Here is a 15,067-nt window from a genome sequence, read left to right on the forward strand (position 1 = left end):
GCTTCAGCGCTCTTAGGTACGTAGTTGCGCTTCAGCGCTCTTAGGTACGTAGTTGCGCTTCAGCGCTCTTAGGTACGTAGTTGCGCTTCAGCGCTCTTTGGTACACAACATACGCAGCAGATTGAATGAAATATAATTTAAGTTATGAATACAGAACCTCAACCGGGCAAATCCGAGAAATCATCCAAAATTAAAGATATATCAACACTGCTGCGGGACGATCGCTTCTGGAAAATAACCGGACAGGCGATCGCCCTAATTTTAGTAATAACAGTCATCGCTATTCTTTGGGACAACCTCACCGCCAATTACGCGCAACTAGGAATTGCATTTGGATTTGACTTTCTCAATTCCCAAGCATCCTTCGACATCGGCGAAAGCGTAATTCCCTACAGTCCCGAAAACAGTTACAGACAAGCTTATTTTGTTGGTTTGATCAACACGCTGCGGGTAATGGGCCTGGGGATTGTTTTCGCAACAATTGCGGGTTTGACTGTAGGAATTGCCCGCCTTTCCGACAATTGGATCTTGCGTAATTTAGCAGCTTTGTACGTGGAGATTTTGAGGAATACACCGTTATTGCTGCAATTATTTTTCTGGTATTTTGCAGTATTCATTTCCATGCCAAAACTGGAAGACAATCAACAGATGCGCGGCCCGATTTACTTGACAAATCGCGGGATTGCTGTACCTTGGCCTGCGCCTTTGCCAGGTTTTGAGATTTGGTTGATTTTGTTAACTGTGGGAGTTTTGGCTGCGGCGGGGCTGTGGATGTGGCGGGCGCGGGTGATGGTGGAAGAAGCGAAGCCGGGAAGACAGTTGTTTTGGGCTGCTGGTGCGATCGTCCTGAGTGCAATTTTAGCTTTGATTATCACCCAAAATCTGCCTTTTCGCGTCGATTTTCCGCGCCTGACACCAGCATTGCAACTCGAAGGAGGATTAAAATTAACTCCAGAATTTGCAGCCCTAGTGACAGGACTCAGCTTGTATACTGGCAGTTACATTGCCGAAATTGTCCGCGGCGGAATTCAGTCAGTCTCGCGAGGCCAGTGGGAAGCGGGAAAGTCTTTGGGACTTAAATCTGGAACCCTGATGCGGATGGTAATTTTGCCGCAAGCTTTGCGGGTAATTGTGCCGCCGTTAACCAGTCAGTATCTGAATTTAGCGAAGAATTCGAGTTTAGCCGTGGCGGTGGCTTATCCCGACGTTTACTTTGTGGTGGGTTCTCCGACGTTGAATCAGACCGGAAGGGCGATCGAAACAATGCTAATTATCATGGTAACATACCTAACAATTAGTTTGATAGTTTCTCTGTTTATGAATTGGTACAATCACACGGTACAAATCAAGGAAAGGTAAATAACAGTTGACAGTTGACAGTTGACAGTTGACAGTGGATAGCGAAGTCAAAAGTTAAGTTTATTATAATCTGGAACTAAAGTTGAAATGACTTACAGAGATTTTAACTTAAAAACAGTAACAAAAAAATTCGGTTTGACGATTAGCGATCGCATCAATATGTTCTCTCCTGTGCCAGAATTAGAACCAAGTCCCTTACTTGTAGAAATTCTCAAAGAGAACGCAGGCATTGCCTTAAGCAGCAATACTGACAAGTCTCGCTCGTCCATGATAACCGCACCGATTTTAATCGAACTTAGAAAACTGTTTAACCATCAAATTGGTCTTTTTTGTGGAATAGATTTTACAGTTGATGCCGAAAAAGGATTAGCTGGAAATTGCGATTTTTTGATTAGTCGTTCTTCATACTTATTAATGCTTACCGAACCAGTAATTGCGATCGTAGAAGCACAAAACGAAGATATTAATGCAAGCTTGGGGCCATGTGTAGCCCAAATGTTAGCAGCTAGAATATTTAACGAATGCGAAGGCAACACAAATGCAACAATAAATTATGGGGCTGTTACTAGCGGCCAAACCTGGAGATTCTTAAGACTCAAAGAACAAGTAATTGAAATTGACTTGACAGAATATTACGTAACAGATGTCAAGAAAATATTAGGAATATTAGCAAGTGCAATTCAGCAAGCAATCTAAAATCTAACATCTAAAATACATGGAAACAACCCCCGTACTGCCGCCTCCCGCCACCGAATCGCCCACCCCTTGGAATTGGGCGCGCAAAAACCTATTTAGTACCTGGTACAACAGCATTCTGACAATAGTTTGCTTAATTGTCGCCTTCCAAACAGTTAAAGGAATTATCGTTTGGGCAACTACAAAAGCTAAATGGCGCGTGTTAGAAGCCAACTTGCCACTATTTTTTGTGGGCAGATTTCCCAGCGAATCCTACTGGCGGCTGTGGATAGTAGCCGGAATAATTGCCTTGTTGGGCGGTTTAACTTGGGGAAATATTCAGCGAGATGAACGTCTTTGGAATCGGCCTACACTGATTTTACTTGGTGCAGCGGTTGTTGGTGCGGTCATTACGCCGATCGACCTTACCTCTCGCTTCTACCTCTTAGGAATTATTATCGCAACCGCCGCCAGCTATGTCGCCGCGAGACAAATTAATCCCAACCCCCCCCAACCCCCCCTTGGTAAGGGGGGGCGAGGGGGGGTTAGCTGGATACCCGGAATTTGGGCTCTTTCCTTCCCGCTGATTCTGTGGCTAATTAAAGGCGGATTAGGTTTGACAGAAGTCTCGACAAATGACTGGGGCGGTTTAGTGCTGACGCTGTTTTTAGCAATTATTAGCATTGTGCTTTCATTTCCCCTGGGAGTATTGCTTGCCCTCGGGAGACAAAGTTCTTTGCCAGTCGTCAAACTGCTGTCAACATTGTACATTGAAATAGTGCGCGGCTTGCCTTTAATTGGCATTTTGTTTTTAGGTCAAGTCATGCTGCAATTATTCTTACCGCCGGAATATCCCAAATTGGATAGAGTGATTCGGGCGATCGCCGGATTAACATTATTTAGTGCGGCATACTTGGCGGAAAACGTGCGCGGGGGCTTGCAGGCCGTACCGAGGGGACAAATAGAAGCAGCAAGGTCGATCGGGCTAAACACACCCCTACTGACCATTCTCATTGTACTACCTCAAGCACTGCGAACAGTCATTCCGGCGATCGGCGGTCAATTCATCGGATTATTCATGGATACATCCCTGCTTTCGCTATTTGGAATGTTAGAATTAATCGGCATATCCCGCGCCGTTTTAGCAAATCCATCCTACATCGGCAGATACGCCGAAGTTTACATATTCGTCGGCATCATCTATTGGGTATTTTGCTACTCAATGTCACTGGCCAGCCGCAAAATAGAGAAAAGTTTAGAAAAAAGTCATTAGTCCACAGTCTGTAGGGGCGGGTTCACCAACAAAATAGAACTCCCAACCCAAATATATATAAACCCGCCCTCCCAACCCAAATATATATAAACCCCCCCTCCACTGAAGTAGTCAACAGTCATCAGGCAATAATTATTCGTCATTATTTAAAGGAGAAAATTATGCAAGATACACTAACAGTTCCCGAAACAGTAATCGTCGCCGAAAACGTCCACAAATGGTACGGACAATTTCACGTACTGCGCGGCGTCAGCATGAACGTGAACCGAGGCGAAGTCGTCGTCGTGATGGGCCCTTCAGGTTCCGGCAAATCCACGTTTATCCGCACTTTTAACGCTTTAGAAGCCTATCAGCAAGGCAAAATTACGATCGACGGAATCGAACTTTCCCACGACTTGCGAAACATCGAAAAAATTCGCCAGGAAGTAGGAATGGTGTTTCAGCAATTCAACCTATTTCCCCACCTATCAGTCCTGCAAAACGTCATGCTAGCGCCCGTATGGGTGCGCCGCTGGCCGAAGAAAAAAGCAGAAGAAGTAGCAATGCAACTGTTAGAAAGAGTCGGGATTTTGTCCCAAGCCCAAAAATATCCCGGACAATTATCTGGCGGACAGCAGCAGCGGGTTGCTATTGCACGTTCCCTAGCAATGCAGCCGAAAATCATGCTATTTGACGAACCGACATCAGCATTAGACCCGGAAATGGTGCGGGAAGTTTTAGATGTCATGCGAAATTTAGCGCAAACAGGAATTACAATGGTAGTGGTGACTCACGAAGTCGGATTTGCGCGCGAAGTTGCCGATCGCATTGTATTGATGGACGGCGGCGTTTTAGTGGAAGAAGCGAAGCCAGAAGAGTTTTTTCAGAACCCGAAGGAAGAACGCACACGCAAGTTTCTATCTCAGATATTGTAAACAGAACTTACGTCATTATAGGTTAGTAGTGAGGACTTTAGTCCGCATCCCATCAGAAAACTAAACTCATCATTAAAAACCAGAGAGTGAGGTTAGTAGTGAGGACTTTAGTCCGCATCCAATCAGAAGACTAAACTCATCATTAAAAACATTAATAGGTTCGTAGTGAGGACTTTAGTCCGCATAAGATCAGAGGACTAAACTCATAATTAAAAACCAGAGAGTGAGGTTCGTAGTGAGGACTTTAGTCCGCATAAGATCAGAGGACTAAAGTCCTCACTACGAACCGTTATTTGTGATTCATTCCCTTGACTTGGATAACAGCGTTACAATAGTAGATATAAGTCATAAAATCTCAAATTTATATGCCGTCCACAAAAACGCTGCCACTAATTAAAGATGCAGAACGCCTAGAAAGCCGCCTCAAAGAAATTCCGGCAGTTCCTGGTGTATACTTAATGCGCGACGAGAGCGATCGCATCCTGTACATCGGCAAATCCAAAAAACTCCGAAACCGAGTCCGTTCCTACTTCCGCGAAAGCCAAAACCTCAGTCCTCGCATCGCGATGATGGTACAGCAAGTGCGCGAAATTGAATTCATCGCCACCGACACAGAAGCCGAAGCTTTGGCCTTAGAAGCAAACCTCGTAAAACAGCACCAACCTCACTTTAATGTCCTCCTCAAAGATGATAAAAAATATCCTTATTTGTGCATAACTTGGTCGGAAAAATACCCGCGCATTTTCATCACCCGCAAACGCCGCGCGGGTAGTGCGAAAGACCGCTACTACGGCCCCTACGTCGATACAGGGGCGCTGCGGAGTACGCTGCATTTGATTAAGCGGATTTTCCCCTTGCGACAGCGCCCTCAACCGCTATTTAAAGACCGTCCCTGTCTGAACTACGATATCGGCCGCTGCGTCGGTGTTTGTCAAGGGTTAATGTCTGCGGAAGATTACCAAAAAATCATCCAAAAGGTAGCCATGATTTTCCAGGGAAGGACTCAGGAATTGCTGGATATTCTGGAACCACAAATGGAACAAGCAGCCGAAGATTTGAACTTTGAAACTGCGGCCAGGATTCGCGACCAAATTAAGGGTTTGCAATCTTTGAGCGCGGGTCAAAAAGTGTCTTTACCAGATGATACCGTTTCCAGGGATGCGATCGCCCTGGCAGCAGACACGCAGCACGCCTGCATTCAATTATTCCAGATTCGTGCAGGTCAATTAGTCGGCAGACTGGGCTTTATGGCGGAGATACCCAGGGCGGGCACGGGGGCACCGCCCCTACATTCCTGGGAAGAAGAATTATCTCAACCTTCTCTTACCTCCCCCCCAAGGCTTGGGGGAGTAGAGGCCGGGGCGATTTTGCAGCGAGTTTTGGAGGAACATTATCAAAATGTCGAAGCCGTAGAAATTCCCAGCGAAATTTCTGTGCAGTACGACTTACCAGAAGGCGAAATATTAGCAGATTGGTTGAGCAACCGCAAGGGGCGAAAAGTGACGATTTTGACTCCGCAGCGCCAAACTAAGGCGGAGTTAATTGAGATGGTGGAACGCAATGCTGAGTATGAATTGGCGAGAATGCAACGATTGAGCGATCGCAATTCTCAAGCAATGCAAGATTTAGCCGAAATTCTCGATTTACCAGAAATGCCGCACCGCATAGAAGGTTACGATATTTCTCACATTCAAGGTTCGGATACGGTAGCTTCCCGTGTCGTATTTATCGACGGTTTACCAGCCAATCAACACTACCGCCACTACAAAATTAAAAATCCTGAAATAAAATCCGGTCATTCTGACGACTTTGCTAGTTTAGCAGAAGTTATCGGCAGACGATTTAGGATCAAAGAAGCAGAAGGAAACAGCAAGAAGCAAGATGAATTTAGCGAGTTAGCAGAAGCGGAAGCAGTCAGTAATTTGTCTTCAGTTTCTCCTAATATTGCTGACAAACCGGATTTGATTATGATAGACGGCGGCAAAGGTCAACTGTCAGCAGTTGTGGCTGTTTTGCGGGAGATGAATTTGCTAGATGAGTTGCGAGTTGTGAGTTTGGCGAAGCAGCGAGAAGAGATTTTTTTGCCGGGGGAATCTTTGCCGCTGCCAACTAATTCTGAGCAACCGGGTGTACAATTACTGCGGCGGGTACGGGATGAGGCGCACAGGTTTGCTGTGAGTTTTCACCGAGATCAAAGAAGTCAGAGAATGAAGCGATCGCGCTTAGATGAGATTCCGGGATTGGGACACCACCGCCAAAAACTGTTGTTAGCGCATTTTCGGTCGATCGACTACCTGCGTTTAGCAACTCCCGAACAGTTGGCGGAAGTTTCTGGGATTGGCCCGCGTCTGGCGCAGCAAATCTACGCTTATTTCCATCCGTAAAGCCTTTAGTAGCGTGGAAGAGGGGATTTGGGAGGCTACGAGTCCCTATTCAACCACTTTCAAGGAGAACTTGAGAAATTTTGCACGGGCCTATTGCAATTCTCAGAAGCTTGTGGTATGTTTAGGTTCTGTGTGAATGCGGGTGTAGTTTAGTGGTAAAACTTTAGCCTTCCAAGCTAACTATGCGGGTTCGATTCCCGCCACCCGCTTATTAAACAAAAAGCCTCAAACCAACGAGAAATCAACGGTTTGGGGTTTTTTATTGCCGATTTTTTGGCTGGGTGGGGCGTCAAAAAGACTAGAAATTGGATACAAATTGACGACAAAACGACCAAACTGAGTATCAAGTGACTGCCCGATCGCCCTTTTTGAACACAATTTGACTAGAATTTGAATACAATTTGACTAGAAATATCCAGCCGAGAGTCAATAGCGGTATGGTGTGGCGTGCATGGAACCCTAGATAATGGGAGTTGTCTGAGTCCCGTATCTGGAAGAATAATCGGTTAACATAGAGTGCCTCCAGTTGGCAAGATTGTCGATCGCACTCAGCTTGAGTTATGACTGATTCGGAGTCGCATCAGTCACAAGGAGAACCCGTGAAATATTTTTCAGTAGTAATGTATTTGCTGCGGGAACGGCAACAATTTCTCGAAGAAATTCGCGACGGTGTTAAGCTCAAATCTAAAATTTTTGGTTTGTTAATTTCCAGTACCATATTTTTTGGTATTTACGGAGCGATACTAGGTGCATCAAGTACGTGGATGCAATGTCTGGTTTCAGCAATCAAGTTGCCAGCGCTTTACTTACTGACGCTGATTATCTGCTTTCCCACACTGTACTTTTTTAATGTCATGTTTGGTTCAAAACGAACTTTTGAACAGTATTTGACATTGTTGATGACAGCAATGGCGATGATTAGCGTTTTGCTGTTTGGATTTGCACCTGTCAGTCTATTTTTTCTGATCAGCAGTACCAATTACAATTTTTATCTGCTGCTAAATGTTGCGATCATGGCAGTCACAGGATTTTTGGGAGTAAGCTTCATTTATCAAGGAATGCACTTTCTGTCCGAACAAGATGCGGAAGGAAAAGACATCAGGCTAAATATTTTGCGCTTCTGGTTGGGACTGTATGCCTTTGTGGGCAGTCAGTTGGGATGGACGCTGAGACCGTTTTTTGGCGCACCGGGACAAGCTTTTCAACTGTTCCGAAGCCGAGACAGCAATTTTTATATGAGTCTGTGGGATTCAATTAGGTCTCTGGGAGGATTTTAATTAATGCTAATTTAAGGAGATTTGCCCTAGTGATACAAGCGGATTTGGATGAGTTGATAATTCCTGAAAAGGAGTTGGAAGATTTGAGCGGAATAGCTTTGAGCGACGGTTTTTCAGGGAATTTTTATCGCCCTGCTACACTCCGGGACGGCAAAAATCTGTTTGCTCTTTTGTTGCACGAGTTGCTGATATTTTGCGTGACGCTTGTTGTCTCGCTCCCGGTTGCTTTGCTGGCCAATAGAAATCAAGTTGGTTTTAGCGATGCTGAGATATTTGTCCGGGTTTTACAAATAACTTTGGGTTTGTCCCTGGCGATTACTGTTGTTTGGAATGTCTATAAATGGGTAAAAGCAAAGCCTTTAGCAACCCTGGCGGGTCTCTTGGATGAAGTTGAGAAGTATCATGAGGTGATTAAGGCTTTAGATATTATCGATCGCCTAACGGCTGCTGGCAATTTACAAGCCAATTTAATTAATCGACAAGATGCAATTGAGGCCTTAAAAATTACTAGAGAAAGTTTAGTCTGTGCTTTGAAAACAGAAAGGATTCTCAGGGAAAATCAGAAATTCATTGGTCGCCGTTACGAGTTATTTGCTAATATTGAAAGTAATTTGGCGGCTTTGATGGCGCTGGATGTGAGCGATCGGGCGAGCGAATACGGCCGGTTGCTAAATGAGGCTCTAGAAATTGGGATGAGCGTGCACAAAGAGGTAAGAAAGTTGCAAAATGGCAAATAATTTGAAGTATGTTGTTGCGCTTTAGCGCTCTTTCATGTATATACAGAAAGAGCGCTGAAGCGCAACAACGTACCTTTATTGAATCTGTAGGAACTACGAACCTTTTTTGGGGACAATTTTAATCGTCAAATATATCCAACTGTTGTCCCTCCGACTCTTTTTTGCCATCTTTTTTAACACCCTTCCGCAGCCCGATCGCAATTTTGCTATGTTTCTCAATCTGCTTCATCACCTGTCTCGCCCTATCAATCACCGACGGCGGTAAACCAGCCAATCTCCCCGCTTCAATGCCGTAGGACTTATCAGCACCGCCGGGGTGAACTTCGTGCAAAAATACAATTTGATCCGGCAATTCCTTCACAGTCACCTGATAATTTGCCACATTATCCAAAATAGAAGCTAACTCATTTAACTCGTGATAGTGAGTCGCAAAAATCGTCCGCGCGCGAATCTCGCTGGCTAAATATTCTGCCACAGACCAAGCAATCGAAAGTCCGTCAAACGTCGCCGTTCCCCTGCCAATTTCATCCAACAACACCAATGATTTCGGCGTCGCGTGATTGAGAATATTGGCAGTTTCGTTCATTTCCACCATAAACGTAGACTGACCGGTTGCTAAATCGTCCACGGCGCCGACACGGGTAAAAATGCGATCGCAAATTCCCAAAGTCGCAGCCTTCGCCGGGACAAAACTGCCCATCTGCGCCATTAACTGGATCAAACCAACCTGGCGCAAATAACAACTCTTGCCGCTAGCATTCGGCCCAGTTAAAATAATTAAATCTGGGCGACTTAGCCCTGCTTCCCGACCCAAAAAAGCCGAATTCGGGACAAAAAATCCCGGCGGTAAAGACTTTTCCACCACCGGATGACAACCTTCAATAATTTTAATTTCCCGACTTTCTGTCATCATCGGGCGACAGTAATCTTGATAAACCGCTACTTCCGCCAAACCGCACAAAATATCCGCCGCCGCCACCGCGCGGGAAACGTTGCGAATAATTTCGGCGTGTTCTCCTACCTCCGATCGCAATTTCGCAAAAATATCGTACTCCAAGTGATTTAAATCTTCCCGCGCCGTCAGAATTCGCACTTCCCTTTCTTTTAATTCTTCTGTGCTGTAGCGTTCTTCATTGGTGAGAGTTTGCTTGCGGGTGTAGTCGTTCGGTACTTGGTCAACTTTCGATTTGGTAATGCTGATGTAATAGCCGAAAGCTTTATTGTAGCCGACTTTTAAATTAGAAATTCCGGTGCGTTGCCGTTCGTTAGCCTCTAAACGGGCAATCCATTCTTGATCGGCTGATGCAGTGTGGCGCATCTCATCAAGCATGGTATTAATGCCCGATCGAATCAAACCTCCTTCTTTTAAATGAATCGGCGGTTCCTCAACTAAATAAGCGTGAATTTGAGTTGCTAACTCTTCTAAAATGGGCGGGACATTTTGCAGCGCTTTTAAATAGGGCGAGATTCCTTCAGTTGCGATCGCCGCCAGTTGGGGTAATTTTGAGAGAGAATCGGCTAAAGCGACCAAATCCCTAGCGCTAGCGGTTCCAGAACCGGCGCGCCCCGTGAGTCTTTCGATGTCGTAAATTTGGCGCAGCAACTGCTGCAAATCTTGGCGCAGCGGATTGTTTTCTACTAATTCTTGAATCGTATCGTGGCGGGCGCAAATACCTTTAATGCTGAGCAAAGGTTGCAGCACCCAGCGGCGCAAAGCCCGGCCTCCCATGGCGGTGCTGGTTTTGTCTATAGCCCACAGCAGCGAACCGTGAAACACGCCATCTCTGACTGTTTGAGTAATTTCGAGATTGCGGCGGGTTTGATAGTCCAGTGTCAGAAAATCGGTGAGTGTGTAAGTGTGCAATCTTTGCAAAGCAACTGCTTTTTCTTTTTGAGTTTCTTCGAGATATTGCAGCAAACCGCCGGCGGCGCGCACTGCGAGGGAAAGGTGCGCGCATCCGAGGCCTTCGAGCGATCGCACTTTGAACTTTTGCAGGATTCGCTGTTTTGCTTCGGACAAAGTAAACGGGATTTGCGATCGCAAAGAATAGCAAAACGAATTCGGCAAACAATCGGGTAAATGCTCGGATTTCTCTCCGGGTCTCAACATCGTCACCAAATCCGGCGCATTAGTCGGAACCAGGACTTCCGAAGGCTGCAAACGGAGCAATTCTAATGTTAATTGTTCTAAACTGTCGGCTTGGGTAGTGACGAATTCTCCCGTAGAAATATCAGTATAAGCCAATCCCCAATGTTCCCCAGCGATGACGACTGCTGCTAAAAAGTTATTTTGTCGGGGTTTGAGCATTCCATCATCCGTCAAAGTTCCTGGAGTGAGAATGCGGGTGATTTCGCGCTTGACTTGGCGGCCTTCGCGGGCGGCGATCGAGGCATCTTCAACTTGGTCGCAAACTACTACAGCATAGCCTTTTTCTACTAACACAGAAGTATAGCGATCGAGGGCGTGATGCGGCACTCCTGTCATCGGCACTCGACCGATTTCTTTGCCGCTTTCTTTGCTAGTGCAAACAAGTTCTAATTCCCGCGAAATCGTCACTGCATCTTGAAAAAAACACTCAAAAAAATCTCCGACTCGAAACAATAAAAGTGCGTGGGGATACTGTTCTTTCACTTCCACATACCGCTGCATCATCGGCGTCAGCTTAGTGAATTCTAATAGGCGGTGGTCGGCATTGGGGATGTTGGCTTGACTGGGGTCTGTTGGGGTAGATGCAGTGTAAGGCATAAAAGGCGATCGATAAATTTTGATCTTTAACAACTTTAGCGCAAGCTCGGCTTTTAGCTATAGCTAATGATACAATTTTTGACGATTAATCCTCCTCCAGCAGGGTGCGCGATTCTCAAGATGCGAGCCCAGTTATATGGTTCGTAGTGCCGTTCGTAGTGCCGTTCGTAGTGCGGACTTCAGTCCGCTCTTATCCTGCGGACTGAAGTCCGCACTACAAACCGCGCGTGCGGTTAATCGAGCGGACACGATATGAGAGAGCAGCGACTGGCGATCGCCAAAAACAACCTCAGCCATCCCTGTTAGCTGTTAAAACAATAATGCTAAATTTATTGCAATTTACTCTGGGATAAACTCTACCTTTTTTACAACTTAAAACAGCCGAAAGATAGATTTATAAATTATACCTCGGATAGAGAGATGCCACATCTTATATGCTTAAAATTAAAGCATCCAGCCAAGTGATTTAGCTGCGGAGTAAATTTAAGATTTAGAATCAAAAATCTGGGAGTTAAGTAGAGGAGAACACAATAATGAAAGCTCTTTGCTGGCACGGAGCAAATGACGTGCGAGTTGATAATAGACATCTTGCAAAAATAGGGAGTTCCTGATTCACGGTATGAAAGGCTAATATGCCAGTCAGAGAAACCAGTATCGACAAAGCTTGGGGATTTTCAACTGATTTTTTTCATACCCTGATTAAGCAACGCCGGCTTGACCATCAAAATGGGACAGACGCACGTTCACCGCTATTTGCGCCCTTTGCTCGATCGCGTTCAAAAAGGCGAAATTGACCCAACCTTCGTGATTACGCACCGTATGAAATTGGATGAAGCGCCCGACGCTTACGAGATTTTCAAACACAAAAAAGACAAGTGCATCAAAGTTGTTCTCAAACCATAATTCACCATTAATTCACAAGGAGAAACTATGCTTTTACAAGAAAAAGAATCCGGCGACTTGATAGAAATCATCGATATCGCGACTTTAGTCAGCCCTACAAAAACAGAGGTGGGCGGCAAAAGTCAAGCAGGTGAAGAGGAGCAAGAGCCGACTACTTTTGAGAAGAATAAATTGGTTTTTCCCTCCGGTGAAGTCCTGCCGCGCTGCTGGACAGAGGAAAATTATAAAACTCAAGGTTCGTAGTAGGGACTTCAGCCCTCGATTGACTCATTAAGTCTTGGACGCAACTGTCACCTTAATAAAGGTACGTAGTTGCGCTTCAGCGCTCTTTGCTTATATCTATGAAAGAGCGCTGAAGCGCAACTACGTACCTAAGAAAGATTTGAGTCCCTGATTTGTTAATTATTTAAGGACTTAAGTCCTTACTACAAACGAGATTTTTGCAATAATTATTGTCATCACTAACAGCCAATAAGTTATGGAATTGCAAGCAGTAATTCTCGATATTGACGGCACTCTTGTACTCAGCAATGATGCTCACGCTCAAGCTTGGGTAGAGGCGTTTGCTGCTTACAGATACGAGGTGCCTTTTGAGAAAGTTCGCCCGCTAATTGGGATGGGAGGCGACCAACTTATACCTACTAACATTTGATTAAAAGGACTTTTGCAAGAAGTCTACAATCCACTCTACCTGATGCGCTTCCGTGCGATCGGGAATGTCGAGGCGATTAGCCAATCGTTGAATGGCTGCTTCTGGGACTGCTGCTGTGCGCGATCGATTCCGCCGCAATACTTCTTGTAGGGGAACTTCCAGGTAAACAATCCGAATACGCGCTTGATAACCAGCAAAGAAATTAATTAATTGCTGGCGCATTTGTTTAGTCGTATTGGTGGCATTCCACACAAAAGAACGTCCCGATTTCATGTATTTCCGCGCACGATTTTTAGCTTCTACGATGACATTTCCGGGAGTTCGATCGGGATGAACGTTCATCTCTTTTCGCAGCGCATCCAAGGAAATAACAGGCCAATTGGGTAGATTTTCTTTAATCCAATAATCTTTACCGCTTCCGGGTAATCCCGACATCAAAACAACTTCGCATCGAGTATCATCAAATGCTTCATAATCGGGGTTTCCGTTGTCTTTGCGGAAGTAGATAAATCGGCTGTGGTCTGAGGCGAATTGTCGCGGAGAATCCAAACAATTATTTTCTTGACAAAACTCCCGAAATAGCTGTATTTTATCCAGAATTTCTTGTCTGTCGCTACACTCGCGGCCGCGCACGTCTGCTTCTGCTAAAAGTGCGAGGAAATCGCAGCGGACAACTTGACTGGCCTTAATTACAGACTGCTGCGGGTTGGGTTTGTCTAGCAGCCAGATGGGTAAACTGCCGAATTGGACGATCGCGCAAACAGTCTCCCGAATGATAAACTGCACCGGCGGGTCAAATTGAGCTAAAATTTGTCTGACCATCCTCGCACCTTGACGGGCGTGACCTTTCGAGCTAATTCTGCCATTTTCTTCTATCTTTGTAAAAGCAGGTTTTGCGACATCGTGCAGCAAAGCCGCCGCAAAAAGCATTGAACGTTCTGGCGCAGAAAGCTGTCGCCACTTGGGGGAGGATATTAAGGCTTCGCAGACCATTTTGGTATGAATTAAAACATCACCTTCAGCGTGATAAATCGGATCTTGCTGGCATCCTTCTAAGTTTTGAATCCAATCGAAATGATTGTAAATGCTCTCCCAATCTAGGAACCAATCGGGCGGTTCTGGACAAAAGGGAAAAGTCCAAGTTGCAGAGTGTGATAATAAAGCAGTCATAGTTTCACCTATTTATTAATAACGCAATTTCTTCGTCCGCGGAGGCGGACATTGTTTGTGTAGCAGCGGTTTCAACCGCCGACTCTTAGCTAAAATTAAATAAATCAGCACCCGGACGCAAAATATTCGGTACAATCGGGCGATTCAACCAATGTCCCTCCGCATTTTTAATCGCAGTCAAAAAGCTAGCGCGCACGTACTTATAACGCGCCTTGACAATTCCATCTGCTTCGACTTTAATATACAGACCCTCCATAACATTACTATTATCAGTCTCCTTCAAACAGCGCTCTTCATCCAATCCCAATTCCCGGCATTGCAAGCGCAACCGCTCCAAATGTCCAGGTTGAATAAAATTAGATTTGTCCATAAACTGCATCATGTGATTGGGCGATTTTACCACTCCTGAAAAAAGAACAGGAACTGACACTAACGGCACTCCGCTTAACAACTGACGGCGGGCTTCTGTACTCAAAAACTGACTGGTTTCCAAGTCCAGCACGTCGTATTCCATAAAATAGTGTGGCAGAAAATCATAAAAAACTGTGTGTTTGGCATAAAGCCATTCGCCGTACAAAATATAACGATTTCCCAGCACTTCTCCCAGGACTCCGCTGAGACTGAAAGCCCACTGTTTGAATAAGTTAAAATGCTTTTCTCGCGGCCCGCCGGTGAGATAGTGGCCGCGACTTTGCAGCAGCATTTGCCCGTCTGGCGCGAAGCTGATGCCTGTATTGGCGCCGTCTACCTTTTCTTCGATAATTAAAGGGCGATCGGCAATAGCGCTAAAAGGCACGCTGTCGAGGTCTTCATCTCCCGGCTGGAAACGCGAACCTTCGATGTGATAAGTTCTAGGATATTTGACAATTTCCATAACCGATTTTATATTTGAGATTTTAGAGGCCAGCCAATTCATTAGACTAGATTGTAAAAGTCTTTTGAATCAAATTTTCGGACAATGATTTTCACAATAGGTA

Annotated in this window: 13 protein-coding genes and 1 tRNA gene; 11 read left to right on the forward strand and 3 right to left on the reverse strand. The window is 45.4% G+C overall.

Annotation, left to right across the window (positions count from 1 at the left end):
- Positions 1 to 144 precede the first annotated feature (144 nt).
- The 8 genes from JGK14_RS21295 (at position 145) to JGK14_RS21330 (ending at position 8,619) form a co-directional block, all read left to right on the forward strand.
- The gene (locus tag JGK14_RS21295) at positions 145 to 1,359 is read left to right on the forward strand and encodes an amino acid ABC transporter permease (RefSeq protein ID WP_293218446.1); all 1,215 of its coding nucleotides are present in this window, start codon (positions 145 to 147) and stop codon (positions 1,357 to 1,359) included.
- A gap of 87 nt (positions 1,360 to 1,446) precedes the next feature.
- Positions 1,447 to 2,055 (forward strand): hypothetical protein, encoded by a 609-nt coding sequence (locus JGK14_RS21300; RefSeq protein WP_293186316.1) that lies wholly within the window; start codon positions 1,447 to 1,449, stop codon positions 2,053 to 2,055.
- Positions 2,056 to 2,074: 19 nt separating this feature from the next.
- Positions 2,075 to 3,307, forward strand: coding sequence for an amino acid ABC transporter permease (locus tag JGK14_RS21305; RefSeq protein ID WP_293226464.1), 1,233 nt, complete (start codon positions 2,075 to 2,077; stop codon positions 3,305 to 3,307).
- 161 nt (positions 3,308 to 3,468) lie between these two features.
- On the forward strand, positions 3,469 to 4,221 hold the full coding sequence (locus JGK14_RS21310; protein ID WP_293186314.1) for an amino acid ABC transporter ATP-binding protein: 753 nt from the start codon (positions 3,469 to 3,471) through the stop codon (positions 4,219 to 4,221).
- A 365-nt stretch (positions 4,222 to 4,586) separates the two neighbouring features.
- Entirely contained in the window at positions 4,587 to 6,605 is a 2,019-nt protein-coding gene (uvrC, locus tag JGK14_RS21315; protein ID WP_293198809.1) for an excinuclease ABC subunit UvrC, read from the forward strand.
- A gap of 138 nt (positions 6,606 to 6,743) precedes the next feature.
- Positions 6,744 to 6,814 (forward strand) — tRNA-Gly (locus tag JGK14_RS21320).
- A 390-nt stretch (positions 6,815 to 7,204) separates the two neighbouring features.
- On the forward strand, positions 7,205 to 7,882 hold the full coding sequence (locus tag JGK14_RS21325) for an actin-binding WH2 domain-containing protein (RefSeq protein ID WP_293192561.1): 678 nt from the start codon (positions 7,205 to 7,207) through the stop codon (positions 7,880 to 7,882).
- Between the two features lie 29 nt (positions 7,883 to 7,911).
- Positions 7,912 to 8,619, forward strand: a complete 708-nt coding sequence (locus tag JGK14_RS21330) for a hypothetical protein (RefSeq protein ID WP_293213105.1) — start codon at positions 7,912 to 7,914, stop codon at positions 8,617 to 8,619.
- Between the two features lie 118 nt (positions 8,620 to 8,737).
- Here JGK14_RS21330 and mutS read toward each other — a convergent pair whose 3' ends face one another.
- Positions 8,738 to 11,365 (reverse strand): DNA mismatch repair protein MutS, encoded by a 2,628-nt coding sequence (gene mutS, locus JGK14_RS21335; RefSeq protein ID WP_325315462.1) that lies wholly within the window; start codon positions 11,363 to 11,365, stop codon positions 8,738 to 8,740.
- 714 nt (positions 11,366 to 12,079) lie between these two features.
- Between mutS and JGK14_RS21340 the strand changes: the two genes are divergently transcribed.
- The 3 genes from JGK14_RS21340 to JGK14_RS21350 all read left to right on the forward strand — a co-directional run bounded on the left by JGK14_RS21340 (position 12,080) and on the right by JGK14_RS21350 (position 12,920).
- Positions 12,080 to 12,268: a hypothetical protein gene (locus JGK14_RS21340; protein ID WP_325315452.1), complete on the forward strand. Its 189-nt coding sequence runs from the start codon at positions 12,080 to 12,082 to the stop codon at positions 12,266 to 12,268.
- A 27-nt stretch (positions 12,269 to 12,295) separates the two neighbouring features.
- The gene (locus tag JGK14_RS21345) at positions 12,296 to 12,511 is read left to right on the forward strand and encodes an acetyltransferase (RefSeq protein WP_293186305.1); all 216 of its coding nucleotides are present in this window, start codon (positions 12,296 to 12,298) and stop codon (positions 12,509 to 12,511) included.
- A gap of 235 nt (positions 12,512 to 12,746) precedes the next feature.
- Positions 12,747 to 12,920, forward strand: a complete 174-nt coding sequence (locus JGK14_RS21350; RefSeq protein ID WP_325315453.1) for an HAD family hydrolase — start codon at positions 12,747 to 12,749, stop codon at positions 12,918 to 12,920.
- On the opposite strand, the gene JGK14_RS21355 is transcribed toward JGK14_RS21350, so the two are convergent.
- Both JGK14_RS21355 and JGK14_RS21360 read right to left on the reverse strand, forming a co-directional pair.
- Positions 12,921 to 14,090 (reverse strand): AAA family ATPase, encoded by a 1,170-nt coding sequence (locus JGK14_RS21355; protein WP_325315454.1) that lies wholly within the window; start codon positions 14,088 to 14,090, stop codon positions 12,921 to 12,923. It abuts the gene before it with no gap.
- 85 nt (positions 14,091 to 14,175) lie between these two features.
- Complete coding sequence (locus JGK14_RS21360) at positions 14,176 to 14,964, reverse strand: RNA ligase family protein (RefSeq protein ID WP_293277110.1); 789 nt, start codon at positions 14,962 to 14,964, stop codon at positions 14,176 to 14,178.
- Positions 14,965 to 15,067 lie beyond the last annotated feature (103 nt).

The sequence above is a fragment of the Microcoleus sp. PH2017_28_MFU_U_A genome (assembly GCF_020738035.1).
Taxonomy (GTDB): domain Bacteria; phylum Cyanobacteriota; class Cyanobacteriia; order Cyanobacteriales; family Microcoleaceae; genus Microcoleus.

Bases quoted from the DNA above. Each gene is read 5' to 3' on its own strand.
- uvrC (WP_293198809.1), top strand. From the start codon at position 4,587: ATGCCGTCCACAAAAACGCTGCCACTAATTAAAGATGCAGAACGCCTA.
- JGK14_RS21305 (WP_293226464.1), top strand. From the start codon at position 2,075: ATGGAAACAACCCCCGTACTGCCGCCTCCCGCCACCGAATCGCCCACC.
- JGK14_RS21295 (WP_293218446.1), top strand. From the start codon at position 145: ATGAATACAGAACCTCAACCGGGCAAATCCGAGAAATCATCCAAAATT.
- JGK14_RS21345 (WP_293186305.1), top strand. From the start codon at position 12,296: ATGCTTTTACAAGAAAAAGAATCCGGCGACTTGATAGAAATCATCGAT.
- JGK14_RS21355 (WP_325315454.1), bottom strand. From the start codon at position 14,090: ATGACTGCTTTATTATCACACTCTGCAACTTGGACTTTTCCCTTTTGT.
- JGK14_RS21310 (WP_293186314.1), top strand. From the start codon at position 3,469: ATGCAAGATACACTAACAGTTCCCGAAACAGTAATCGTCGCCGAAAAC.
- JGK14_RS21360 (WP_293277110.1), bottom strand. From the start codon at position 14,964: ATGGAAATTGTCAAATATCCTAGAACTTATCACATCGAAGGTTCGCGT.
- JGK14_RS21300 (WP_293186316.1), top strand. From the start codon at position 1,447: ATGACTTACAGAGATTTTAACTTAAAAACAGTAACAAAAAAATTCGGT.
- JGK14_RS21350 (WP_325315453.1), top strand. From the start codon at position 12,747: ATGGAATTGCAAGCAGTAATTCTCGATATTGACGGCACTCTTGTACTC.
- mutS (WP_325315462.1), bottom strand. From the start codon at position 11,365: ATGCCTTACACTGCATCTACCCCAACAGACCCCAGTCAAGCCAACATC.